The following is a 25175-nucleotide window of genomic DNA, read 5'->3' as shown; positions in this document are numbered from 1 at the left end:
TCCCGCATCGTCTGCTTTGCGGACTTTGCCGTGCCTCGAGATCGAACCGACACTCGCGGATCGTCCCGATAGACAGCTTCGGCCGTTGGGCTCCGCCACTGATTCTTGCTACAAACGAACAAGACGTTGATTCGATTGGCCATCAGACGCTTTCCCTTTGTTTCGCGTCATTTTTGGCATCAGGGAATTCCGAACCTTCAAATTCTTGTTGAACGGTCCATCCTATTGTTGGAACCCAAACTCGAACGCGGCTTCGGTAGCGCTCGTAATCGGAGCCGAACCTTTCCAGCAAGTCCTGCTCTTCCACGGGACGCACGAAAACATGCCACGCAACGATGCCAGCCAATGAATAAATAATGACCGGCACACTGCCGAGCAGCCAACCCACCGCAATGCCCTGGAGGATGCCCGCAACGGCCATCGGATTTCGAACGAATCGGTAAGGCCCGGCAACCACCAACCGCGGTGCGGTCGCGGTCGGCAACGGTGTTCCACCGCCTAGCGTCACCATCGAGATACCACTCCAAAGGCCGAGACAGGACGCCAGCAGGAATAGACCTATGGACGCCTGCGTCTGGAACGAATGTTCAAACAGGTTCCAGTTGATCGCCTCCTGAAGCTCAACAATTCCCATGGGCAGAATCCAGAGGAACGTTCCCCAAAAAATCACGATCTGCCCGAGGGTCGACAGTAATGAACCACCCCGATTCATTGACGTCACTCGAAATGCCGCGGGAGCATCGCCTTGCTTGCCCTGAATCGTAGCCATCGCAAGAGAGAGTCCCGCCATGGTGACCATCATCGCTGAAGCAATCCACGCTTCACCCGTTCTCATGCTCGTGGCTATGCATACGAAAGTCGGATACCAACAGATCGCGGCAACACTCCAAACCGCTGTCGATGCCCAATTGCGTTGATGCCAAACGCTGAAAGCGGCGAGACAAGAACCGCCGACGATCAGAGTGAAATCTGCGAGCCAAAAGGAGAGCAACGCATCGTCTGGCCAATCCCGCGGATGAAACCATCCGATGCTTTGTGGATGTAGCCTCAACAGTGCCCACCAAGCCACGACTCCAATCACTTGCAAAGCAAAATAGCCAGAAACGATTTGTCGTGGGTGCATCGTCAACCGATCTCATACTCCCCGGCGCCGCGAAACCGCTACGAAAAGGTCGAAATGCTGAAAACACATCGCGTTGAAGAAAATCTTGTAGCAAACCAACAGTCATCTTCTAGAGGGAAGTGACCGCAACATCCAATGCCAATTCACTTAGCAGCATTGGTAATCGTCAACACGTTGGCCTTGGCGGCTAGCGAATGCGCAAACCTGTTTCTTGTAGGATCCACAGATGGCCGGCAAGTGGTTCGTCTGTTTTCAATAGTGCAATCAGTTGGTTGACTATCGCCAGAACGGTTGGCTTTGCCTGGTTTCGAGGACGCAAGATGATGACGCCTGGATAGTCAGCCGGCGGATAAGTGCGAATGTCCGAGAAGTCCAGATCGAGAGTTACCAGGGCGCGCCCTTCTGCTTTGCAGACGGATGCAACCTTGGGATCCAAATCGCCAACCATGCTCTGACCGAAGATCGTCATCGCGTCGTGCCCCGCGGCCTCGAGCATTTCGGCCACTTCAATCGGCAGGTTCTCGTCGATCTTGAATCTCGCCATCACATCTCGAGAGAAGGCTTTAGGGAGTGAGTGGCACGATTCGTTCGCGGGCCAGTTCGGCAGCGTACGCGATGCAGGCGTCGATGTCTTCCGCTTTGAGGCTTGGGTAGCTCGAGAGTATCTCGTCTCTGGAGACACCTGCTGCCAAATTGTCGAGGACGACAGAGACCGTTACGCGAGTGCCGATGACGCAGGCTTGACCGTGACAGACGAGAGGGTCGACAGAGATTCGGTCTTGCCAAGTCATAGCAACATCTCAGGGTTCGAATTGCGAACTCGCACTTCAGCCCGGTCTCACGTGTTAACCCGTTTTGCCATGTCAAACAGAGAGTCAGAGAGTTCTCGGGGTTGTCTCCGGGGTGCGAGGCCAACCAAGTCGGTTAAGAGCGGCAGCCCGAACTCTCTCGCCAAAACAGAGAACTCTTGTTGACGGGGCAAAGCGTCGCAAACACTGGGAAAATCGGGGCCAAAATCAAAAACGCCCGCCAGCCTGATTCAGGCCGCAGGCGTTAATTGGACGGTACTTCGTTCCGTAGTTTTTCAAAAAGCTCCCCCGGCAGGACTCGAACCTGCGACAAGGCGGTTAACAGCCGCCTGCTCTACCAACTGAGCTACAGGGGATTGGTGGCCGCCGGGCGTTTTCTCCCGGTGGGTCGCGAAGTTTAGTTTCTCGACTTTTCACTGACAAGATCTGTTGCCCCAGACCGCGAAAATCGTTTCCAGGTTCGCTTGACGACCGGTTTTGACGGTTTTTCCGGCTGGAACCCCCCGCCGAAATCGGCACCACTGCGGTGGTGGATCGGGTTTGTTGCATCGATGTTCGGCACCGACGGGGCTGGGCTTCGACGCCTTTCGGGCCGGGCTGGCACTTGGTGCCTTGGCTCTTCAACGTGCTCGGTGCTTTTGCTCGGCGCTTCTGCTCGGCGCTTCTGCTCGGTGGGTGGTTGCGACGGGGGGGCGAGGAGTGGGCGACCGGTTTCGGCCGCTTTTCCAGGCCGCTGGCCCCTTCATCCCCAGCCCTTCTCCCCCGCAAAGCCGGGGGAAGGGAGCCGGGCTGAGTTGGGTGGATGCCGATGTCCGGGGGCGAGCCGCTGGGGAATTTGCTGTGGCATGAAATCAGTCAAACATCACGAACCGACGCTCCATGACAGAGGTCGTGCGGTTTTTAACCTCAGAGATACCAGGCGTTTAGGCGTTTCACTCCCCTTGGCAGCAAGCTTGCTTTGAGGTGGTCCGTTCAGGAAGGAGGTCTGGAGGAACCGAAAAAGCTCACGGCTATCAACCTCCATATGGTTCAGGGCCACTAGAGATATTTGCAAAAACCCCGAACAGTCAGAGACTTCTAAAACGCAAGACCTCTGCCAGGGTGAGTTTCGTCTTTGCTTGGTGTGTTTTCCCCTCGCTTAGCTTGAGCCGTATGGCGACCGCCCGGAAGGGCCGTCGTACATTGGAGGCGGCACGCGGGGCGTGTGGGGGCGACCGGCCGGAAGGGCCGTCGTACGGGGAGAGATGGGGCGGGTTCTGTTGACTCAGGGGGGCGATTTGGACTATTTGGGGTGAATGAATAAGACAATTTTCTTTTCGGTCGGTGAGCCCAGTGGCGATCAGCATGCGGCTCGGTTGATTCGGGCTCTCAAGGACCGACAGCCGGAATTAACGATCCGCGGGTTCGGCGGCCAGGAAATGCGGCGGGCCGGATGCGACATCGACTTGGATTTGACCGAGCACGCCGTCGTCGGGATTCTGGAGGTGCTGCCGAAACTGCGGGAATTCTTCGGTTTCGCCGATCAGGCCGAAGCGATTTTCGCTGCCGGCGGGGTCGATGCGGTCGTGCTGGTCGATTTTCCGGGGTTCAACTGGCACATCGCCAAGCGGGCTAAGAAGTACGGCATCCCGGTGATCTATTTTTGTCCGCCGCAACTGTGGGCCTGGGCCGGCTGGCGGATCAAGAAAATGAAGGCGACGGTGGACCACGTGTTGGCCGTGCTGCCGATCGAGGAACAGTATTTCAGCGGCCACGGGATCCCCACCACCTTCGTCGGGCACCCGTTTTTTGACGCCGTCAGCGAGTCATCGCTGGACCAAGCGCGGATGCAAACCTTGCAGGCGGCGGCGCCAACGTCGCAAACGGTGGCCGTGCTGCCAGGCTCTCGGACGCATGAAGTCCACCGAAATTGGCCGGTGATGCTGGACGCCATCGCCGAACTGACGGCCGCCCACCCCGAAGCCCGGTTCGCGGTGGCCGCGTACCGCGAGAAGCATTTTGAGTTCTGCAAGGCGACGGCCGCGGCCAAAGCGGAGGCCTCGGGAGAGCGTCTGCCGATCGATTTGTACCGGGGCGCGACCAGCGAGGTTGTCGAACATGCGAGCTGTGCGATGATGGTCAGCGGGTCGGTGAGCTTGGAATTGATGGCGCGGCAAACGCCGGCGGCCGTCATTTACCGCGTCGGCCGGTTCCTGTACGCGTTCGGAAAATGCGTCGTCAAAGTCGACAGCATGACACTGCCCAACTTGATGCCCGAAGCGGCCGATGCCGAAAGCACAGGCGAGCGGGTGTTTCCTGAAATCGTCTCGGTAGGCAACCCAGTCCGGGGGAAGGATTTTTTGGTGGACACGGTCGGGCGGATGCTTGGCGACGCGGCCTACCTGGGGCAAAAACGACGGCAGTTGGCGGGGCTGCAGGACCGCTATGCCAAACCGGGGGCGACCGATCGGGCGGCGGCGAAGATTCTGGACTTGTTGTCGCCGGCAGCCGGGCTGGGATTGCGGGTACAGGCGGCGTAGTGGGGTTCTGTAGCGGGGGGGAAGGGTTTGGAGGAGGGCAGAATGATGGAGGCAAGACGATGGGGGCAAGACGATGGGTGGCAGAATGATGGGGGCAAGACGATGGGTGGCAGAATGATGGGTGGCAGAATGATGGGTGGCGGAGCTTTTTTGTGAATTCTTGGGGGTGAGGGGCAAACCGGATAGCGCTGGGAGTCGTAATGCATCGACGATGACTCCCCTTGTCGGCCGGGCCTGTTGGGCCAGTTTTTGGGCCGGTTTTCCTATCGCATTGCACTTTATCGCTCCTGATGACGACCGAAACGACTCCACCGCGTACTCTCGGTGCTGTGATGAGCAGCGAGGCCGGCTATGAAGCCGAAGTCGACGATTCTCCGCTGCGAATTTCTGGTTTCATCGCGTTGCTGTTGTCCCTGTTGAGTGGATTCACGATCGTGGCGATCCCGATGGTCGGGTTCGCGATCGCGGCAGTGCTGTGCGGGATGTTTGCGCTGCGAAAAAGTGACTCGCAGTCGTTGCCGGTCGGCACTACGGCCGCGCGAATTGGCATCTTGGTGGCGGTGTTGTTCGGCACTTGGGGTGTCGGCCGCTACGCGTTCAAGCGAGACACTTTGGGCAGCCAAGCGGAATACTTCGCGCGACAGTTCCTGCGGGTGGCCAGCAGCGGGAACGAGATCTATGCGAAGGAGCTTCAAAAGAGTTACGTCAACCGCTACCTGGTGACGATGCCGCTGGAAGAAACCTACGAATTGGAGCGGTTGAGGATCGAGCGTCAAATGCGTGAAGCCCAGGAGCGCGGCGAGGAGTTTTCGCCTCCAGGGGCGGAAGACGACACGACCGTCACGGATCTGGTCAAGTATCCGGTGGACCAGGAGTGGGTGTTGTTTCGACCGGTACGGATTTTTAATCACTATGGACGCCAGAAGGCCGAGGTGGTTTTGGCGACCGACCACACGGAGTCCGCGTACAAGTTGCGGATCGTGTTGGAGTACTTGGTGCACAAGGACCGCGGCACGTCGGAATGGTACGTCGAGACGTGCTTGCCATTCCGCAAGCGGATCGTGGCGGAGTCGGTGTTGTAGCGGGAGTTGTTCGGCAGAGGGCGTATTCCGAAGTCGATTCGATCATGCTAGTGTCGACGCGTGAGCGAAAAGGGGACGGAGCGAAACTCTTGGCGAGTTCCGCTACGACGTGAGATCGACAGGCTGGAAGCCTATCCCACTTGTGTTAGTGGAAGTCGCGGCTGCGGAGTTTGAGGCCGCTGACCTGGGAGGACAGGTCGGTGATGCGGCCGGTGATCACATGGATGACGCCGCTGCGATTTTCCAGCTTGCCGTCGACCAGCCAGGCATTGCTGGTCTTGGCGACCTTAAAAAATCGCTCCCAGACCTTGGGGAAAATCACCAGATTGACCGTCCCCGTTTCGTCTTCCAGAGTTGCGAACGTGATCCCTTTGGCGGTCCCAGGCCGCTGTCGCAACAACACCAGTCCGGCGATGCGGACGTGCCGGCCGTCGCGAAGGTCCGGCAATTGGGCCGACGTCACGCAGCGCATCTGATGGAGCTGCTCGCGCACGAACGACATCGGATGGGCTTTCAGACTCAATCCCGTCGTGTTGTAATCCGCGTAGACCTCTTCCAGCGGTGACATCGGGATCAGGTCTTCGGGCAGAGCTTCATCGTCATCGACGTCGTCCAGCAGCGGCGCCTCGCCGGGTTTGCCGGATTGCCCGAGTGATTGCCAGATCGCCGCGCGGCGGTCGCCCGCGATGCCGGACAGTGCGTCGGCATCGGCCAGCAGCGAGATCTCGGGCTGGCCGATTCCGGCGCGTCGCCCGAGTTCGGCGATGTCGCCGAACGGGCCCCCTTGCCGCCGCGCCGCGACGATCTGGTCGGCCGCTTCGGCGCGCATCCCACGCACCGTGCCCAGTCCCAATCGAACCGCCGGCCCGCTGCGGTTAGGATCGGGCTCGAGCGTCGATTCCCAGTCGCTGTGGTTGACGTCCACGGCAAGGATTCGCACGCCGTGGTTTTTGGCGTCGGTGATCAGTTGTGCCGGCGCGTAAAACCCCATCGGTTGGCTGTTCAGTAGTGCGCAACAGTAGGCGGCCGGATAATGGCACTTCAAGTAACACGACGCATAAACCAACAACGCGAAGCTGGCGGCGTGGGATTCGGGGAAGCCGTATTCGCCGAAGCCACGAATCTGATTGAAGACCTGTTCGGCGAACTTTCCGGTCAGCCCGTTTTTCTGCATCCCTTCGAGCAGCTTGATCCGAAACTTGTCGATCACGCCGGGGCGTCGCCAGGCCGCCATCGCGCGGCGGAGCTGGTCGGCTTCGCCGGGTGTGAATCCCGCGGCGACGACGGCCAGCCGCATCGCTTGTTCTTGAAAGATCGGGACGCCGAGAGTTCTTTTCAAGACCTCACGAATGGCATCGTTGGGGTAGACGACGGCATCGGGGTTTTCGCGGGCCTTTAAAAACGGGTGAACCATGTCGCCTTGGATCGGTCCGGGGCGGACGATCGCGACTTCGATCACCAGGTCATAGAAACAGCGCGGTCGCAGACGCGGCAGCATACTCATTTGGGCGCGGCTTTCGATTTGAAAGACGCCCATCGTGTCGGCGCGACAGATCATGTCATAGGTCGGCGTGTCGCCGTGAGGCAGCGTGGACAGCGACCAGGTGTCTCCGTAGTGATCGGCGACCAAGTCAAAGCAGCGATGGATCGCTGACAACATGCCCAGCGCGAGCACATCCACTTTCAGAATCCCCAGTTCATCCAGGTCGTCCTTGTCCCACTGGATCACGGTCCGGCCCGGCATGGCGGCGTTTTCGATCGGGCACAACTCACAAAGCCGTCCCGCGGACATCACCATCCCACCGACGTGCTGGGACAGGTGACGCGGAAATCCCATCAACGTGCGGACGAGGTAGCTGAAACGCTGGCCGAGCGGGGATTCGGGATCCAAACCACATTCGGACATCCCGGTCGGCAGCGCGTCGTCGGCGCGATAGCTGCCCGCGATCTTGGACAGCGAATCGATCAGATCGGCAGACAAACCGAGTGCCTTTCCGACTTCACGAATCGCACTCTTGCCACGATAGGTCGTGACGGTGGCCGTCATGCCGGCTCGGTCGCGACCGTATTTGTCGTACAAGTATTGCAGCACCTCCTCGCGCCGCTGATGTTCGAAATCGACGTCGATGTCGGGGGCTTCGTTGCGTTCGCGGCTGATGAACCGTTCGAACAGCAAGTCCGTTTGGCTGGGATCGACGTTGGTGATTCCCAGGCAATAGCAAACGGTCGAGTTGGCGGCGCTGCCGCGGCCCTGGCACAGGATGTTTCGGCTGCGGGCAAAGCGAACCATGTCCCAGACGGTCAAGAAATACGCTTCGTAGTGCAATTCCTGGATCAGCTCGATTTCGTGCTTCAGCAGTTCGATGACGCGTTGCGGGACGCCGCCGGGCCAACGCTGCTTGGCACCTTCCCAGGTCAACCGTTTGAGATGTTCCACCAACGTCATTCCCGGTGGAGCGATCTCTTGGGGGTACTCGTATCGCAACTCGGACAAGCTGAACGTGCATTGCCGGGCGATCTGCACCGTTCGCTCGATGGCTTCGGGAACGTCGCGGAACAGTTCGGCGATTTCGGCAAGCGGTCGCAGATGGTGTTGGCTGTTGGCAAAACGTTGCTCGTGCACCTGGTCGATGCTCGCGCCGTTGCGAATCGCGGTCACGCAGTCGTGCATCAGCATCCGATCGGGCGTATGATAATAAACGTTTCCCGACGCCACCAAGGGCACGCCGGATTGCAGCGACAGCGTGTGCATTTGACGAAGCAGGTCGCGATCGTCGACACCGTGATGCAGCGAACACAGCAGGTAGGCGGAATTTTGGAACTGTTTGCGAAAGTCATCGCGGAGGAATTTCAAATTCAGGTCCGGACGCTTGCGGGCGGCGTCCGGCACAGATTCTGACGCCCCGTTAGGGGGCGATGAAAACGCGCCGGCGATCATGCCTTCGCTGAATTCAACGATGTCGGACCAGTGCAATTCGCAGTGGCCTTTTTCGCAGCGCAATCGTCCTCGCGAGAGCAGCTGGCAGAGGCGTCCATAGGCGGCTCGATCGGTCGGCCACAGGACCATCGAAGGTGCGTCGATCGGGTGAACTTCGGCACCGACGATGTACTTGAAATCCAGATCGCGGGCGGCACCGAATCCACGCACTACGCCGGCGAGCGTTTCCGAATCGGTCAAGGCGATCCCGCCATAGCCGAGATCCGCCGCCCGGGTGACAAGCTCGTCCGGATGGGAGGCTCCGCACAGGAACGAGAAGTTGCTTTTGCAGTGGAGTTCGACGTAGTGCATGGGGCAACTGTAGACGCCGACCGGTGATCGGGCAACGAAGGGCTTGCTTGGCTTGGTCCCTTGGTGGAGCCCGGGAACGAGACAAGCGACCCTCCTCCCGCTGTGCTCGCCCCTCCCAAAGGGATTTTGGGTCGACACAAGTCTCGTTGCCTGAAGGGCATGCAAATCCGTAGCCTGGGGCAAGCGGTCCGAGCGTCAGCAAGGCCGCGCCGCCCCAGGAAAACCGGACGCAACATTCTCCGAATTGGCCAACGGCCATAGACAGAATCAGCTTTTGTTTATGGCCGTTGGCCAATCGAACTCGGTATTCCTGAGAGACCTTGGGCGATGCCCAAGGCTATGGGTGTAAACGGCCTTTGGCCGAATTCTCTTGACGCCGGCCGGCAGTCGTGCTTGAGGATTTGGGTAGCCGCCAATGCCCAGGGGGAGCGTGAAGAAAACCCTTTACGAACATCGACTTAAAAACCGCACGACCTCTGCCAGGGAGGGTTTTGTCTTAACTGGTGGAAAGGCTGCTTGCTGCTTCATGCCAAAATCGGGCGGATGACCGAGCCGTGGACATCGGTCAGACGACGCTCGAATCCGTTGTGATAGAACGTCAGCCGACGGTGGTCGAGGCCCAACAGGTGCAGGATCGTGGCGTGGAAATCGTAGACGGTGGTGACGTTTTCCACTGCCTTGTACCCGAATTCGTCCGTGGCGCCATAGCTGTACGGCGCTTTGACTCCGGCCCCCATCATCCAGGCGGTGAAGCCATCGGGGTTGTGGTCCCGTCCGCTGGCTCCTTTTTGAAACGTCGGCATCCGGCCGAACTCGGTGGTCCACACCACCAACGTGTCTTCCAAAAGTCCGCGTCGTTTTAGATCGCGGAGCAGTGCGGCACAGGGTTGGTCGAGCACCGGGCCGTGTTTGCTGTATTGCTCGTGAATCTTCTTGTGGCCGTCCCAGTTGCTGACGCCTTCGCCGCCGGTTTGGTAGGCGCCGTTGAACAGCTGGACGAACCGCACGCCTTTTTCGATCAGACGCCGGGCGAGGATGCAGTTCTTGGCGAATTGGGCTTTCAACGTGTTCTCGGAGTCGTCGGCGCCGTATTCACGGAGCGTCGTCTTGGACTCGCTGGACAGGTCGGTGACCTCGGGGACGGACAGTTGCATTTTCGCGGCGAGTTCATAGCTGGAGATCCGCGCGGCGAGTTCGGCATCGCCGGGGAATTGTTCCAGATGTCGCTCGTTCAACCGTTTCAAAAAGCGACGGGTGGCGCGATCGGTTTTTTCACTCGTGCCGGCGGGAATCGCCAGATTGCCCAGCGGCTTGTTCGCACTCCACTGGGTCCCTTGAAAGGCTGCGGGCAGGAATCCCGGCCCCCAATTGTTGACGCTTGATTGGGGCGTCCCACGGGGATCGGGGATGGCGACGTAGGCGGGCAGGTTTTCGTTTTCGGTTCCCAATGCCCAAGTGGTCCAGGCGCCCATGCTGGGAAAACCGTCCAGCGTGTAACCGGTGGACATGAAGTTTTCGCCCGGGCCGTGCGTGTTGGTCTTGCCGGTCAGCGAGTGGATGAAGCACATGTCGTCGGCCAGCTCGCCCAGTTGCGGCACGAGATCGGCAACCATTTTCCCGGACTCGCCACGCGGTTTGAATTCCCACGGGCTCTTAGTCAGCATGCCTTGTTGGCCTTGAAAGGTGACCAGATTATCGGCGCCGGGCATCGGTTGGCCGTGGCGTTTGACCAGTTCAGGTTTGTAGTCGAACGTATCGATTTGGCTGCACGCCCCGGAGCAAAAGATGACCAGGACGTTTTTCGCCGCCGGCGGATGATGCGTCGCTCGCGCGGCGAAGGGGCGCGCCGGATCGATCTTGGGTCGAATCGGAGCGGCGTCGGCGGCAAGGTTCTGTTGCAGCAAACTGGCCAGCGCGATGCTTCCCAAACCGCTGGCGGTCTGCGAGAGAAACTGTCGTCGGTCGAAAGCGGGTTTCATGGGAACTCGATTAGGGGATCAACACAAACTCGTTGGAGTTCAAAAGCGCGCGGGTGAATTGCGTCAGCCCCTGTTGGCCGATGAATGCGGCGCTGTCGGACAACTCTTCTTCACTTGGCGGCCGACCGAAGCACCATTGCCAGGCGAGCGTGACTCGTCGTGACGTCGAATCGGATTCGCGTTCGAGCCGTTTCGCGAAGCGGCCGGCTTGCTGCATGACGAATCGGCTGTTGAGCAAGTTGAGTGCTTGCAGTGGCGTTGTCGAGCGACTTCGCCGGGGAACGACCATGCTGGCGTCGGGGCAATCAAAGACGCCGAACACCTGGTCTTTCTCCTGCCGCACTTTGGTCATGTAAATCATCCGCCGCCAGTCGTCCGGGCCGTAGTCTTGTTTGGGATGGTAGTGGCGCACGTTTTCCAACTGGACGGCAAAGGCGCTGAACCCGGGACCGCCAGCGGCGTCGTGACGAAGCGAATCACTGACGGTCAGGATGGAATCGCGGATCGTTTCGGCATCGCAGCGTCGCGGCGGGAATCGCCACAGTAATCGGCAATCGGCATCGACGGTCATCGCCGCCGCGACCGGCCGATTGCTTTGTCGCCAGGTGTGGGAGTTTAAGATCAAGCGATGAATGTGCTTGAGTGACCAATCATGCTGAATCAGTTCGCTGGCCAGCCAATCCAGCAATTCGGGATGGCTGGGCCGGGCACCGTTGTGGCCGAAGTCGCTGGGCGTGTCGACGATTCCGGTGCCGAAATGAAACTGCCAAATCCGATTGACGATCACGCGAGGCGTGAGCGGGTTGGTGGCATCGGTGATCCAGTCGGCCAAGGCCAAGCGACGCGACTGTTCGGGGGCGTCTTCGTTCAGGTTCAACGATCCGAACACGTCGATCGTGTCGGGGCCGACCGGTTCCCGAGGCGCGTCGGGTTCTCCACGGTACAAGCGGTAGGTTTTGCCGGGTTGGGAAAAGGTTCCGGCGTAGACCTGTGCAGACGTTTCGAGCGACGATTTACCCGACCGCGCCTGACGGAGACGATTCAGCCAGGCCCGCCCCTGCGCCGCATCGGCCTCGGGGTGACTTTCGAATTGGTACGTCGGCGTGTTCGAACGGACGCCTTTGAAGGGTCGACGGTCGTCGGAGGAGGCGAGCGGCACCCAGTTGTTTTCTCCGTCGGCGGCTTCGATGTGATAGACGGTGGCTAAACGATCGGAGTATTTCTTCTGGCGGTCGCGTCCCCAGACGATGCGATCGATCACGGTCGGTTTGGCGAATTCGATTTGCACCCAGCCTCCGGAAACCGAATCGACGATCCAACTGCGGGCGTTGCCGTATTGTCCGTCGTTGATGTGACGCAGCTTGTGCAGCGGATGTTTGAAGTCGCCGGACGAGGTCGCTTTGGCGCCGGAGCTTGCCAGGGCGACGTTTCGATCCCCGGAGTAAATCTCCAATTCATCGATGCAGGCTTGGCCGCCCGATGTTTTTTTAATCGTGAATCGCACCACGCTCGCCAAACGTGGCTCGAAGCGCTCTTCGTTGCTGACGGCATTCACCGCCGGACGTGGCATGGAGTTCGAAGTCGATTCGTCAGCCAGAAACCGTTTCAGTTTTTCGGTCAGGTCGGCAATCTCGGCATCAAGTTTCGCAAGTTGCTGTTTCGTTTCACGCGATGGAGTCAACGACCGACTGCCGTGATGCACTCCGGCGAAGACGGCTTGCATCGCGTAGTAATCACGTTGGCTGATCGGATCGAATTTGTGATTGTGGCAACGGGCGCAGCCGGTCGTCAGCCCGAGAAAGGCCGTGCCGGTCGTGTTGATCATGTCGTCCAGTTCGTTCATGCGTTGAACGAGTCCGAGTTTCGGATCCTTGCCTTTGACAATGTCGTGTGGACCGGCGACCAGGAATCCCGTGCCGACGTCGTCGCCCAGGGCATCGCCGGCGATCTGTCGGCGGACGAATTGGTCGTACGGTTTGTCTTCGTTCAATGAATCGATGACCCAGTCGCGGTAGGGCCAAGCGTCGGGGCGTTCGCGGTTGGTTTCGAACCCGTTGGTTTCGCCGAAACGTACCAGGTCTAACCAGTGACTGGCCCAGCGCTGGCCGTAGTGTTCGCTGCTGAGGGTGCGATCGACCAGTCGCTGCCAGGCGTCGGGTCGGTCGTCGCGAAGGAAGGTCGTGACATCCTCGGGTGTCGGTGGCAGCCCGGTCATCACGAGAGAAAGTCGGCGGATCAAGGTGCGACGGTCCGCAGCCGGTGACGGTTGCAAGCCGTTCTGGTCAAGCTTGCGGTGGATCAACCAATCGATCGCGGCGCTGTTGCCGGCCGGGACGCGGGGGCGATGGAGCGGTCGGAACGACCAATGATCCAGCTGGATGGTTTCCTTCGCCGGACCGTAGCTGGCCGGAGTCCTCGCGCCGTCGGCGATCCACCCCCGGATCAATTCGATTTCGTCGGAAGACAACTTGCCGTCGGGTGGCATTTCCCGGTCGGGTTCTTCGTGTTTGATTAGCCGTAACAGATAGCTGGCGTCCGGGTCGCCCGGCACGACGGCCGGTTCGCCCGAGTTGCCGCCGGAAAGCAGGTTGGCCAACCGATCGAGTCGGAACTGATTGGCCTGTTCCTCCGGGCCGTGGCAGTCGATGCAATGGTTTTGGAAGATCGGCTCGATGTCACGCTGGAAATCGATTGCCGCGACGTTCGCGCTGGTGACCTGCAGAGAGAGGCAAAGGCACACCGATAGCGCCAACGCGCGTGACCGCGATTGCAGCAGAATGTCCTTCCAGAATGCACTCATGAAGACTTCACCGCTCGCTTCGATTGCGTGTGGATCGGGGGGCCGAACGTATTGATAGGATAGTTGTTTCGGATCGGTGGGGGGGCGGTTGGCGGAGGTCGGGAGATGCGGAGGTCGGGAGATGTGTGGGTCAAAAAATGGGGTGGTCAAAAAATGGGGAGGTGGGAGATGGGGAGGTGGGAGATGTTGGTCAAAAAATGGGGCAATCGCGAGTGGTTGAAGACTGGGGACATCGGGGAGGGTTCGCTGTGCCGCGGGTTCGCTCAAACACCACCGATCGACCCTCCCCTCGCTACGCTCGACCCTCCCTGCCAGGGAGGGTTTCGTCTTAACTTGATGCCTATGCCCCCACTGCGCTCGACTTCTCCTGCCAGGAGGGTTTCGAAAGTTGAGTCGACGTCCACGCTGCATTTTTTGACCAACCCATTTTTTGACCCATTCTTCTTCTTTTTCAACACTCCCTGAAGCTCAATGGCGGGTCGGTCTCAGTGCGGCGACTCATTCTCGTTCATCAACTGCTGTTGGCAGGTTTCGCGGATCAGGTGCAGCCGGCGTTCGATCGTCCGCTCGGAACAGTTCAAACGTGTGGCGAGTTCGGCGTTGGAGAAGCCTTCCATTTTCCCAACCGCGATCTCCCGCATCTGGCCTTGGCCGAGACGTGCGAGCAGTCGCTCGAGGGATTCGGTCATCATCGCGACCATTTCCGGAGTCGGCTGGTCGCCGATCACGTCGATGATCGCATCTTCGTCTCCGCGGCCGGTCGCCAGCGAACGGGGCTGATCGCCGGCGCCTCTGCGCTGTCGGTGTTCGCGTCTTCGTTTGTCGATCACCTTTCGCGCCGACATCTTCAGCAACAGTCGCCAGAGGTCGTCGCGGTCGGACATTTCGGGGAACCGGCCTTGGCCCGCCGCCCGGTAGAAGCTTTCGAACACGCTGACGACAATGTCCTCTTCGTCCGACGCGGCGCGGTTCTGTCCCCGCAGGCGGTTGCGGACGGCTCGGATCAGGCGGTCGTAGTAGTGATGCCACAATTCGACCGCCGCGACGGAGTTGCCGTCTTTGACTTGGTCGATCCAGCCGGTGACGTTGGATGGTTCAGACATCGGCGCCGGCCTGATTCGGTGTGCGAAACGGCAATCGGATCACTCGACGCACCACAGTTTTTGATTCGTCCGCAAGTAGATCCTGCCGGCGGCGAGCGCGGGCGTCGCGTTGCTGGAATCGTCCAGCGGGTTCTGTGCGATCGGAACAAACTGGTCCGGTGACAGCCGAAACACGATCGTGTTGCCGGATTGGTCGGTGGCATAAGCGGTTTGACCGGCCAAGGCGATGGAGCCCCAGAACGCGGCTTTATTGCGTTGTTGCCACTGCGTCGTTCCCGATTTCAGGTCCAGGCATTCGATCAGGTTGGGGCCGGCGCCCAAGCGATAGACAAGTCCGTCTCGGATGATGCCGGTGCCGATGGATTGGGGATTGTTTTCGGTCCGCCAGAGTTGCTGGCCGGTGATATCGCCTTGGCCTTTCATTTCAAACGCCACCGTGGGGCCTTTGAAACCGGCATTGAACACGCAGAGGTCGCCTTGGATGATCGGTGAACTGTAGGCCAGGTCGCCACGATCGCTTTCAACGCGAAAGAACCATTCGACGACGCCGGTTTGGACATCGAGGGCTAAGATCCGTTCGTGCATCGCGACGACGACCAACGGCCGTCCGTCGCGTTGGATCGGCACCGGCGTTGACCACGTGCCCATGTACTTCCCTTCCGCGTTCCGCTCTCCGTCGCCGGCGACCGGTTCGTCGTGCCGCCACAGCGTTTCCCCCGAATCGATGTCGAATGCCGCGACGAAGACTTGCTTGCCGGGGCCGGAGTTCAAGATCACGCGGTCGCCGACGATGATCGGGCTGGATCCATAACCCCACATGTGTCGAAACTCGCCCAAGTCGCGCGACCAAAGCGGGGCGCCGTTCATGTTGTACGCGTGCAGGCCGGCCGTGGCGTGCCAAACGACGACGCGTTTCCCATCGCTGGCGGGCGTTCCGCCGGCGTAGGGGTTGGTCTTGTGGGTCGGCATTTCTTCGGCCAGCGTCACCGTCCGAGACCAACGTTGACGGCCGTTGTCGGCATCAAAGCAAAGCAGGCTGCGGGCGAGGCCTTTGGGGTCTTCGACGCTGCAGACGAAAACGTTGCCGTCGACCACGATCGGGCTGCCGTTGCCGGGTTGCGGCAAGGCGACGGACCAACGAACGTTCTCGGTGGCCGACCACTCGGTCGGATAGTCGCCCGTTGAGGCCACGCCGTCGACGTTGGTTCCGCGGAATTGCGACCAGTCGCCCGCCGTCGCCTCGTCTCCGCCGATGAATCCCTGGCACAGACACAGGAAGCAGAAAAACGCTGCACTGGAAACGACGACTGTGTAGCGACGCATTGGACGTGGCCCGGTTGGATGCTGGATCAGATGACGGACGCGAAACGCAGGGCAAAGTTTAATGGCTGGCCGATCGGAACGCAAAAAGCGATGCCCGGCGCTCGCGGAACGTAGTAGAATGACGCCCCTTCACGTTTTCCCTCCCGTTCCCTCCTGCCATCCCACCCTCGCACTTCATCATGAAATCCATTCACGCGTTGCTGTTTCTACCCCTCGCGTTACTCGCCTCGGTCGGTTGGTCCGCCGATCACGTCGGTGTCGGCGCCAAGCCGATTGACGGTGCGGAGGTCATCATCGATGGCACCCGCAAAATGTTGGACGAAAAATGGACGTATTGGGAGGGTCCGCGGTTCAGTTCCTCGTTGCCGATCAAATGGAAAATTGTCGATGATCCGGTCGACAGTGGGACCTGTGTGATGACCGATGACCGGGCGGCCGACGGAGGCAAGTACGGGACGGCCGATATCGTGACCAAAAAGCCGTACCGGGATTTCCGATTGCACATCGAATTCCTGATCATGAAACCCGGCGGCAACAGCGGCGTGTATCTGCAAAACCGATTCGAGATTCAGGTGCTCGACGGTGACAAATCAAAACACGGCATGGGTGCGGTGATCAATGAAACCGAGTCGCCCTACCACGCCTACAACGGGGTCGGAAAATGGAACGCCTATGACATCGTCTTTCGCGCCGCGCGTTTCAAGGACGGCACGCTGGTGGAGAAACCGATGGTGACAATGTACTTCAACGGTCAAAAGGTGCACGTCAATCAAACGATCAATAAAGTCTGGGGCGGTCCAAATTCGGGGGTCGACGGCGGGAATGACAACGGGTTCGGCATCACCGATTCACCGCAAGGGTTGAAGCTTCAATGCGAGGGCCATGATGTGCGCTATCGCAATGCTTGGATCAAAGAATTGGTGCTGGATGAAGCGGAGACGGATTTTTGATAGGGCGTTCGAGTGGGGCAAAACGATGGGGGCAGAACGATGGGGGGCGGCCGATCTGTCGAATCGCTTGCGTGACTGCCATTGCTTTGTTGCCCCGACTATCATCTCTCATTGTTTCGCCTCGTATTGTTTTGCCCCCATCGTTTTGCCAACTCCCTCGACATGCCTTCCATACTCGGGCCGCTTGCTAACGCGTCCCGCTGGCATTTTTGCTCCATCATTCTGCCCCGTATCAGTTTGCCATCTTCTTTGACATACCGTCCTTACGCGGGCCGCTCGCTGACGCGTCCCGCTGGCATTGTTTTTTAATCTCGAAATGTTCCGAATTCGACTCCTTCTGATTGCCCTTTGTGCGGCCATGCTGGTCGCAACCGATGCCCCCGCGGACGGTCCCGTTCGACTGCGTGTGCTCAGCTACAACATTCACCACGGCGAGGGCGTGGACGGAAAGTTGGACGTGGAGCGGATCGCGCGGGTGATCTCGTCCGTCAATCCGGACATTGTCGCGTTGCAAGAAGTCGATCAAAATGTCAGCCGTAGCGGCTCGGTCGACCAACCGCAGCAACTGGCCCGGTTAACCAAGATGGACGTCGTCTTTGGCGCGAACATCGATTTACAGGGCGGACACTACGGGAACGCCATCCTGTCACGGTTCCCGATTCGTCGCCACCAGAATCATCTGCTGCCGAACATTGATGATGGCGAGCAACGTGGTGTGATCGAAGCGGAGATTCAGGTGCCGTCGGCGGCGATGCCGATCGCGGTGTGGGCGACGCATTTTGATCATCGCCGCGACGACCGGGAACGATTCGCGTCCGCGGCGGCGATCGAGCAGTGGATCGCCAGTCGCGAGCAGTCGTCTGGCGAACAGCCCATGCTGTTGATGGGTGATTTGAACGATGTTGCAGGCAGTCGGACATTGACGCGGTTGGAGACGCACTGGACGCGGGTCAGCGACGTCGCATTGCCGACGATTCCGGTTGCAAAACCGACACGACAAATCGATTTCATCCTTTTTCGTCCGCAAAGCCGTTGGCGAGTCATCGAGACGCGGGTGCTGGACGAGGCAGTGGCCTCGGATCATCGGGCGTTTTTCTCGGTCGTGGAATTGTCGGCCAGGTCGGACGGCTGAGGCTGAATCTGGGCTGCGTCAAATTGCGGGGCGCACGCAAATGAAAGCGGCCTCGAATGGAACGGGGCCTAAGTCAAAAGGAACGCTGCAATCGCTGGTGTCATTCAAAGCGGTTACTCTTTTTAATTCAGCGGTAATCAGGTAAGAAGATTTCGGAGGTAAGAAGATTTTGAAACGCACGATCCATTTGATTGAATCAATTTTCCTACCTCCAAAATCTTCCTACCTCTCCACCCGACCACGGAGCCCTGTCAACTTGGTGAGAATCGCAGGAGGCATGGCAGAATGATGATTGAACGACTCGGCCGCAGGGCGGTACTTCGTAACGGCACGCTTGTGCTGGCAACCGGGACGCTTTCCAGCACGGCGTTGTTTTCCGACGCGCTGTTTGCCGATGACGATCGCGCTGGATTGCGAGTCGGATTGGTCACCGATTTGCATTACGCGGACAAGCCGCCCGCAGGCACGCGACACTATCGTGAAACGCTGGTGAAACTTGCCGAAGCGGCGGCTGAGTTTCGCCGCCAACAAATCGATGTGCTGGTCGAGCTTGGCGATTTGATCGACGCGGCCGAAACGGTCGAAACCGAGCAGCGGTATCTCGCGACCGTCAACCGAGAGTTCTCGGCGATTTGCGACGACCGGCATTATGTGCTGGGCAACCACTGTGTCGACACGCTCAAGAAAGACGAGTTCCTGGGTGCGGTCGGGCAATCCAAGTCGTACTACTCGTTCGACCGCAACGGATTCCACTTCGTCGTTCTGGATTCCTGCTTTCGCGCTGACGGGCAGCCGTACGGCCGAAAGAACTTTCACTGGACCGACGCGAATGTGCCCCAAGAAGAGCTGGATTGGTTGGCATCGGACTTGGCCGCGACGGACAACCGGACCATCGTGCTGGCGCATCAGCGTTTGGACGTCAGCAACAATCACGGGGTGAAGAACAACGCTGACGTGCGACGGATTCTGGAAGCGTCGGGAAACGTGCTGGCGGTGTTTCAAGGGCATAGCCACCAAAACGATCTCAAAGAGATCGGCGGCATCCACTACTGCACGCTTGTGGCGATGGTCGAAGGGGCTGGAGAAGAAAACAACGGGTACTCCACGATGGAGATTCGACAAGACGGCACGATCCGCGTGAGAGGATTTCGCAACCAGGCCAGCCGAGAGTTTGTGTGACGTTTGTGTTGCGGGGTGGAGATGCATCACCGCGTTCAGAATGGGTTGTCCTGTTGAAAGTGACCCTCTCGTCGCTGTGCTCGACGCCATCCGCATCACGTTAAGATGCGTAGACTTCGAATTCTTGAAGACACGCTCCCTTCCAGAGGTCGTGCGGTTTTTAAGCTCGGAGAGACGAGGCGTTTGCACGCTTCACTCCCCTTGGCAGGAAGCTTGCGTTGAGGTGGAGCGTTCGGACAGGAGGTCTGCAGGAACCGAAAAAGCCCACGGATCGCAGCGCGAACCCACGGATGTGATGCAGTCTGGGATCCGCGGGTTCGCGCTGCCATCCGTGGGCAATCGACCTCCCTGTGGTTCAGGGCGGCCAGAGATATTTGCAAGAAAACCTTGGAATCAAGGATTTATAAATCCGCGTCACCTCTTCCAGGGAGGATTAGTGCTGTTGGGTCAGAAAAGCAAGCAGATCCGCGATGTCGGCAGCCGTGAGCGTGTCGAGCAGTCCCTCGGGCATCGGCGAAACGTCTGACGGACGGTGCAGTTGGATGTCCTGCTTTGGAATTTCGATGACCTTTGCCGGGTCAAGCGGGTCGGTCGCCAGTCGCAGCGTCGACGATCGGTAGTCCCCGCCGGTGATGATTTGCCCGCTGACGATTCTTCCATCGGTTGTCACAACTTGAACACTACGGTACTTATCGGCGATCACGTCCGACGGTGTGACGATGGACGCAAGGATGTCGCGGGTGCTAAAGCGGGCGGCGATGGAGGACAGGTCGGGACCGAGAACACCGCCGCGACCGGCGACACGATGGCACGACGCACACAAGACCTCGCCGAACAATGTTTCGCCACGACGTGCATCGCCCGGGGGGGCGAATTCTTTCATCGCATTGACCAGTTCATCAAGCGTCCAGTTTCGAACATGCGGACGCAACACCTTCTTGACGAGCGTCTCGTCGAGCGTCGCCGGCTGAATCAATGCCCCGAGTGTTTCGCGTTCTTCGGTCGACAGGTGCCCGATGGCATGGTCGCGGATCTGTTTCAGCCGGCCGGGCATTCCGGCTCCGGAAAACGCCGTCCGCTCCAATTCGCCCAAGGCTTCGAAGAACAACGTTCTGTCGCCTATCGTCCATCCCTCCGGTTGATGGCACAGCATGGACAGGGCGTTCATCCGTTCGCGCTGGCCTTGAGCGGTGCGCAGCATTTCGATCAACGGGGTGACGGCACCGGGAACCTCTCGGTCGGCGATCAATCTTGCCAGTTCCTCTCGCACCGAGGCTCCGCTGCCCAGCGGAGCGACCGTCGAGACGGTTTCCGACGACAGCCACCGGAGCAACCGCTGATGTGTCGAATCGATGACTTCTGCATCGAGCGACGCATTTCGAAGCGTCAGGCGATACGCATGCAGCACGGACAGTTTCCCGTATCCCGTTAGCTTCTCAACGTCCATTGCGTCCAATCGCTGCAAGACGACGCGATGATCGGCAGGTCGCCGGGAGCGTGCGAGTGCCAACAATGCCGTCGCGGCGCGCTCGGGCGAAACCTCGGCGATCGCCATGTCTCTCCACCGCTCGACCGGTTGGTGTTCGATCGCGACTCGCGCCGTGTTGCGAATCACGGGGTCGGGGTGATCGAGGTGGCGCCATGTCTGTGAGAGAGTTTTGACGGGTCGTTGCTCATGAAATGAAGCAAGGGATCGGCGTCTTTCACGAGAGGTTTGCGAATAGAGCTGTCGCTCGATTTGCTGTGTTGTCGGTTGCTGGCTTTTTGTTTCAGGACCGACGTAGCGAATCCGATAAAGCGCCGATTTGGTCTTGCGCCCGCCGGTGATCACGAACATGTCCCCGTTGGCATCGAAGTCCAAGTCGGTCACATTCAGGGGGCGTCCGGCGAGAAAGGTATGGACGCGACAGGCGTAACCGGCACCACGTGGAGCAAGGTGGCAGGCCAGGATACGACCATAGGCCCAATCGAGCGCAAAGATCGCTTGTCGGTAATGCGGGGGGAAAGAACTGCGTCGACCGGATTTGACCGCCGTCGGGGATCCTTTGCCGACGTCGACGGTGGGCAGTGCGTTGTCGCTGTGATCGGGAAAATAGGGCGGCCAATGTCCATTGGTTTTCCGCCGCCATCCGTAATCGCCCCCGGAAATCAATTGCACGATCCGAGTCGGGCGATACCAGGGCGAGCCCATGTCGTATTCATTGTCGGCGTCGTAAGTGAACACTTCCCCGTCGTCATTGAAATCGATTCCGAACGGGTTTCTCAATCCCGAAGCGACCAGTTCCCAATTCGATCCGTCGCGATCGGTGCGGATCAAATGGCCTTCTTCAGAACGCTGTCCTCGACGGGCGGCACGCAGTGGCGACGTGAGGTCATCAATGTTATCGACCGCAAGTTCGACTGAATCACCGTGGATCGAATAAATCAGGCCGTCCGGCCCCAGCGCCAGATCGTTCCTGCCATGCCCCACCTGCCCCGGGAATTCACGCAGCAGTTCGACTTGGTCGAACCGATCATCATTGTCGGTGTCACGCAAGCGATACAGGCCTTTGGAATTGTTCGCGTTGGCATACAGGCTGTCATAGGCATAGAGCAACCCACGGCATTCCAGCAATTCGTCATTGATCGTTTCGACCTGTCGGACGTGTTTGCCGTCCGGCGAGAGCGTCATCCGCAGCAGCCCCTTGTCTTCGCGCGCGATCGTGATGCGTCCTTGCGAATCCATCGCCATGCTGACCCAGGATCCTTCGTCGGCGGTCGCCGAGCGGATCAAGTCGACTTGAAAACCGGGCTCCGTCACGAAGGTCGCGGGATCGGTTCCCACGTCCGCACCGCTGGCACGCCGCCACTGTTCGTAATCCTCCAGCGGGGAGATCTTGGCCAGGTCTGAAACGTTCCAGTACTGCCGGGCGACGGTGCCCAAGGAGAATGCCGCGCCGTGGCGTGTTTTCCAGTCATCGCCGCTGACGACGTTCTGCACCGCTCCGTCCGCGTAAATGATTTCAAGGCTGAACGCCGCTGCGGCGGGACCTTCGCCGCTGGTGCAGTCGAGCGAGACCAGATTGGGTCCCGTCACGAGACGGTTGGTCACATCCCACTGCATCCACGGAGCGTATTCGTCCAGTTTGGCAAGCGGCCGGCGATTTAAACGAATGGTGCACCGGGTGAAATCCGCGGCCAGATGCAGCGTTGCTCGAGCGATGGCGGAGCGAACTTCGAAGGCTTTGGACAACGTGACTTGCTGGCCGGGCGCGCGATCAGCGCTGCCCCAAATCCAGTCGGGCAACGTGGTTTGGGCTGCGACCGGTGTGGCCGCGTGGCAACATAATGTCACGGCCAGGAAAGCAGTCGCGATTCGGATCCGATTCATCGTTGGAACGCCTCGGCAAGGTGGGATAATTCCACAGCATACGTGATCCGATCGTCGCGCGAGTGCTTTCAGCCCGCAAGTACGCGACCTGGGCGGTTGGTGTTTGAGTATGATGGGCGCCGAGCTGGCGTCCAGGCTTTAGTCACCCCGGTGTCGCTGGCTTGGGTAGGACGCCCCTTCCGGGCGGTCGCGTTTCGCTGTGCACCAGCGAGGGGAGTCGCCTCAAGGCTAGACACCAACGTGCGCTGAACACACCGCTGATGACTTTTACCATTCCACGATTGAAATTGAATTGATGATGCGATTGTTTTTGTTGATCATGACTTGCTTGCTTGTTGGACCATCGATTGCCACCAAGCTTGCTGCGCAAGAGTCGGCGCCGCAGGTGACCGACAGCTCCGAAGACTTGCTGGCACCCTACCGTGACGCGGCGGAGAAACGTTGGGCCAAAGACATTGCCGCGTTTGAGGAATTGAACAACACCGAGGAGAACACGGCTGACGCGGTCTTGTTCATCGGCAGCAGCAGTATCCGGCGGTGGACAACGATGGCGGTCGACATGGCGCCGTACCAAACCATCCGCCGCGGCTATGGCGGGGCCAAGTTCACCGACATGGCAGTTTTCGTCGATCGCTTGGTCACGCCTCATCAGTACCGCGCGATCGTGATGTTCGTCGGCAACGGGGTGGTCGGAAAAGAAGACGATCACACGCCCGACCAGATCGAGGCACTCGCGAGGCACATCGTCGCGGTGTCACAGCAGCATCAGCCCGACGCGCCATTTTTTCTGATCGAAATCACCCCTTGTGAAAGCCGATTCGACGCTTGGCCGAAAATCCGAGCGGTCAACGCCCGACTTCGCGAGATCGCACTTTCGACGCCCAACACGTACTTCATCCCCACGGCCAGTCACTACTTGAAAGCCGACGGCACGCCGCGGGCTGAGCTGTTTGTCGACGACCGACTGCACCTCAATGACGCAGGGTATGAGTTGTGGTCGAAATTGATTCGGCGGCGATTGGATGACGTGTTGCGCGCGCTCGCCGAGGAGCAGCGGGGGAAGTCGCCTAAAGGCTAAACTCCAACGTGCGCTGGTGTGGGTACGACGGCCCTTCCGGGCGGTCGCGCGATCGCTGCGGGGGACGTCGATTGTATTACTGAGCGACTTTTTGGTGAGTACCGCTCAGTGGTGATCATCGATCTTCTTTGTTAGCCCAGAAGGCTGTTTCACTATGCTGCCCAATTCATTCCAAAGCGTTTGCCCAAGGGGCATACACATCCATAGCCTGGGGTCAGGGAACGAGCGCGGCGAAGTGACCGCAACCCCAGGAAAGAAAGCCCATCTTCTCCCCCCTTTCGATCGGCCGGCGGCTTTGCCGCCGGCCGATCGAAAGGGGGGAAGGTTTCTTGGTGTGCGTGGACCTGGGGTTACGCCCGGATTCGCTGGGGCTCATCCGGTCTCACCCCAGGCTAAGTTGTAGATCGCCGTTGGCGAACCGAGCATAGTGATCATTGATGACACACGGAACAAGAGCAACTGATTCCATCACTAATACAATCGACGTTCCAAGCAGCGAGGGGGAAGTCGCCTAAAGGCTAAACACCAACGTGCGCTGGGAATCGCTTGATTAGCGGACGAAACGTTTGCGCCAGGCGGCGGGGGTCATGCCGGTGACTTCGCGGAAGCGGCGGGTGAGGTGGCTTTGGTCGGTGAACCCGACGTCGACGGCGATCTCGCCGAGTGTTCGCGCTGTGGTCGACAGCAAGTGTTGGGCGGCCTGGACGCGGACCGAACGCAGGTACTCCGTCGGCGAGACACGCAGCAGTTGTCGAAACCGGCGATTGAAGTGCGTCGAGGAGAGGCCCGCCAGTTCAGCCATCTCGCTCATCGAAATCGGTTCGGCATAGTGTCGCTCGATGTAGCGTGCGACCGGAAGCAGCTCCTGCAGGTACCGGGTCAATTCGTCTTGCTGTTCGATACGATACATCGCCCCGGCGATGCCGATCACCTCGCCGGAGGCACCAAACAGCGGTGCCTTGGTGGAAACATACCAACGCGGCACGCTGCGGCGGTGCAAAACCAGCCACACCTGTCCCGGCACCGGTTTGCGGCCGGCCATCACCCGGCGGTCCTCGCTGATGTACGCCTCGGCCATCAGCGGCGGGTGAAAGTCGTGGTCGGTCTTGCCGATCGCCTCGTGTTCGTAATTCAGGCCGTGATTTTCCAGGAATTGCCGGTTCACCCGGACGAATCGGCTGGCCGTGTCCTTGGCATAAAAATACGTCTGCGGCAACGAATCGAACAACGCCATGACCGACACCGCCAGCGGATGGCGGGCAAAAAAATCGGCTTGAAAGTCTTGCGCAGTTCCATCGCTCATGGTCAAAACATACCAAAACGCGACCGAGGCGTCCAAGACGGTTGGAGCGGGGAGGAGTAAACTCCGAGGGCTTGGCGTGAGCGGGATGTCGATTCAATCGACAGCTCGCGAGTGGTCGCGGCAAGCTGCAAGAGGT

Annotated in this window: 16 protein-coding genes and 1 tRNA gene; 6 read left to right on the top strand and 11 right to left on the bottom strand. The window is 59.4% G+C overall.

What is annotated here, in order from left to right; translation table 11 throughout:
- Positions 1–142: 142 nt before the first annotated feature.
- The 4 genes from H1B37_RS26010 to H1B37_RS25995 all read right to left on the bottom strand — a co-directional run bounded on the left by H1B37_RS26010 (position 143) and on the right by H1B37_RS25995 (position 2288).
- Positions 143–1123 carry a methyltransferase family protein gene (locus tag H1B37_RS26010; protein ID WP_182870203.1) on the bottom strand — a complete coding sequence of 327 codons (981 nt, stop codon included), beginning with the start codon at positions 1121–1123 and terminating at the stop codon, positions 143–145.
- 187 nt (positions 1124–1310) lie between these two features.
- On the bottom strand, positions 1311–1667 hold the full coding sequence (locus H1B37_RS26005) for a DUF5615 family PIN-like protein (RefSeq protein WP_182870202.1): 357 nt from the start codon (positions 1665–1667) through the stop codon (positions 1311–1313).
- Between the two features lie 19 nt (positions 1668–1686).
- Positions 1687–1914, bottom strand: a complete 228-nt coding sequence (locus H1B37_RS34555) for a DUF433 domain-containing protein (RefSeq protein ID WP_150079985.1) — start codon at positions 1912–1914, stop codon at positions 1687–1689.
- A gap of 301 nt (positions 1915–2215) precedes the next feature.
- Positions 2216–2288, bottom strand: a tRNA-Asn gene (locus H1B37_RS25995).
- Between the two features lie 939 nt (positions 2289–3227).
- Here H1B37_RS25995 and lpxB point away from each other — a divergent pair.
- Both lpxB and H1B37_RS25985 read left to right on the top strand, forming a co-directional pair.
- The gene (gene lpxB, locus H1B37_RS25990; RefSeq protein ID WP_182870201.1) at positions 3228–4451 is read left to right on the top strand and encodes a lipid-A-disaccharide synthase; all 1224 of its coding nucleotides are present in this window, start codon (positions 3228–3230) and stop codon (positions 4449–4451) included.
- A gap of 332 nt (positions 4452–4783) precedes the next feature.
- Positions 4784–5533: a hypothetical protein gene (locus H1B37_RS25985; protein ID WP_182870200.1), complete on the top strand. Its 750-nt coding sequence runs from the start codon at positions 4784–4786 to the stop codon at positions 5531–5533.
- Positions 5534–5678: 145 nt separating this feature from the next.
- Here H1B37_RS25985 and H1B37_RS25980 read toward each other — a convergent pair whose 3' ends face one another.
- The 5 genes from H1B37_RS25980 to H1B37_RS25960 all read right to left on the bottom strand — a co-directional run bounded on the left by H1B37_RS25980 (position 5679) and on the right by H1B37_RS25960 (position 16027).
- Positions 5679–8822 (bottom strand): error-prone DNA polymerase, encoded by a 3144-nt coding sequence (locus H1B37_RS25980; RefSeq protein WP_182870199.1) that lies wholly within the window; start codon positions 8820–8822, stop codon positions 5679–5681.
- Between the two features lie 524 nt (positions 8823–9346).
- On the bottom strand, positions 9347–10801 hold the full coding sequence (locus H1B37_RS25975) for a DUF1501 domain-containing protein (RefSeq protein ID WP_182870198.1): 1455 nt from the start codon (positions 10799–10801) through the stop codon (positions 9347–9349).
- A 10-nt stretch (positions 10802–10811) separates the two neighbouring features.
- Positions 10812–13601 carry a PSD1 and planctomycete cytochrome C domain-containing protein gene (locus H1B37_RS25970; protein WP_182870197.1) on the bottom strand — a complete coding sequence of 930 codons (2790 nt, stop codon included), beginning with the start codon at positions 13599–13601 and terminating at the stop codon, positions 10812–10814.
- Between the two features lie 485 nt (positions 13602–14086).
- Positions 14087–14704 (bottom strand): ECF-type sigma factor, encoded by a 618-nt coding sequence (locus H1B37_RS25965; protein ID WP_182870196.1) that lies wholly within the window; start codon positions 14702–14704, stop codon positions 14087–14089.
- Positions 14705–14743: 39 nt separating this feature from the next.
- Positions 14744–16027, bottom strand: a complete 1284-nt coding sequence (locus H1B37_RS25960) for a PQQ-binding-like beta-propeller repeat protein (protein ID WP_182870195.1) — start codon at positions 16025–16027, stop codon at positions 14744–14746.
- Between the two features lie 179 nt (positions 16028–16206).
- Between H1B37_RS25960 and H1B37_RS25955 the strand changes: the two genes are divergently transcribed.
- From H1B37_RS25955 to H1B37_RS25945, 3 genes are all read left to right on the top strand, one after another.
- Complete coding sequence (locus H1B37_RS25955; protein WP_182870194.1) at positions 16207–16977, top strand: 3-keto-disaccharide hydrolase; 771 nt, start codon at positions 16207–16209, stop codon at positions 16975–16977.
- A 316-nt stretch (positions 16978–17293) separates the two neighbouring features.
- Positions 17294–18109 (top strand): endonuclease/exonuclease/phosphatase family protein, encoded by an 816-nt coding sequence (locus H1B37_RS25950; RefSeq protein WP_182870193.1) that lies wholly within the window; start codon positions 17294–17296, stop codon positions 18107–18109.
- A 285-nt stretch (positions 18110–18394) separates the two neighbouring features.
- Positions 18395–19288: a metallophosphoesterase family protein gene (locus tag H1B37_RS25945; RefSeq protein ID WP_182870192.1), complete on the top strand. Its 894-nt coding sequence runs from the start codon at positions 18395–18397 to the stop codon at positions 19286–19288.
- Positions 19289–19721: 433 nt separating this feature from the next.
- On the opposite strand, the gene H1B37_RS25940 is transcribed toward H1B37_RS25945, so the two are convergent.
- Complete coding sequence (locus H1B37_RS25940; protein WP_182870191.1) at positions 19722–22658, bottom strand: c-type cytochrome; 2937 nt, start codon at positions 22656–22658, stop codon at positions 19722–19724.
- 295 nt (positions 22659–22953) lie between these two features.
- Between H1B37_RS25940 and H1B37_RS25935 the strand changes: the two genes are divergently transcribed.
- The gene (locus tag H1B37_RS25935) at positions 22954–23736 is read left to right on the top strand and encodes a GDSL-type esterase/lipase family protein (protein WP_182870190.1); all 783 of its coding nucleotides are present in this window, start codon (positions 22954–22956) and stop codon (positions 23734–23736) included.
- Between the two features lie 550 nt (positions 23737–24286).
- On the opposite strand, the gene H1B37_RS25930 is transcribed toward H1B37_RS25935, so the two are convergent.
- Positions 24287–25039 (bottom strand): AraC family transcriptional regulator, encoded by a 753-nt coding sequence (locus H1B37_RS25930; RefSeq protein WP_182870189.1) that lies wholly within the window; start codon positions 25037–25039, stop codon positions 24287–24289.
- Positions 25040–25175: the final 136 nt, after the last annotated feature.

Source organism: Stieleria mannarensis (genome assembly GCF_014154935.1).
In the GTDB taxonomy this organism is placed as follows: domain Bacteria; phylum Planctomycetota; class Planctomycetia; order Pirellulales; family Pirellulaceae; genus Stieleria; species Stieleria mannarensis.
This window is presented reverse-complemented; position numbering and strand designations above follow the sequence as displayed.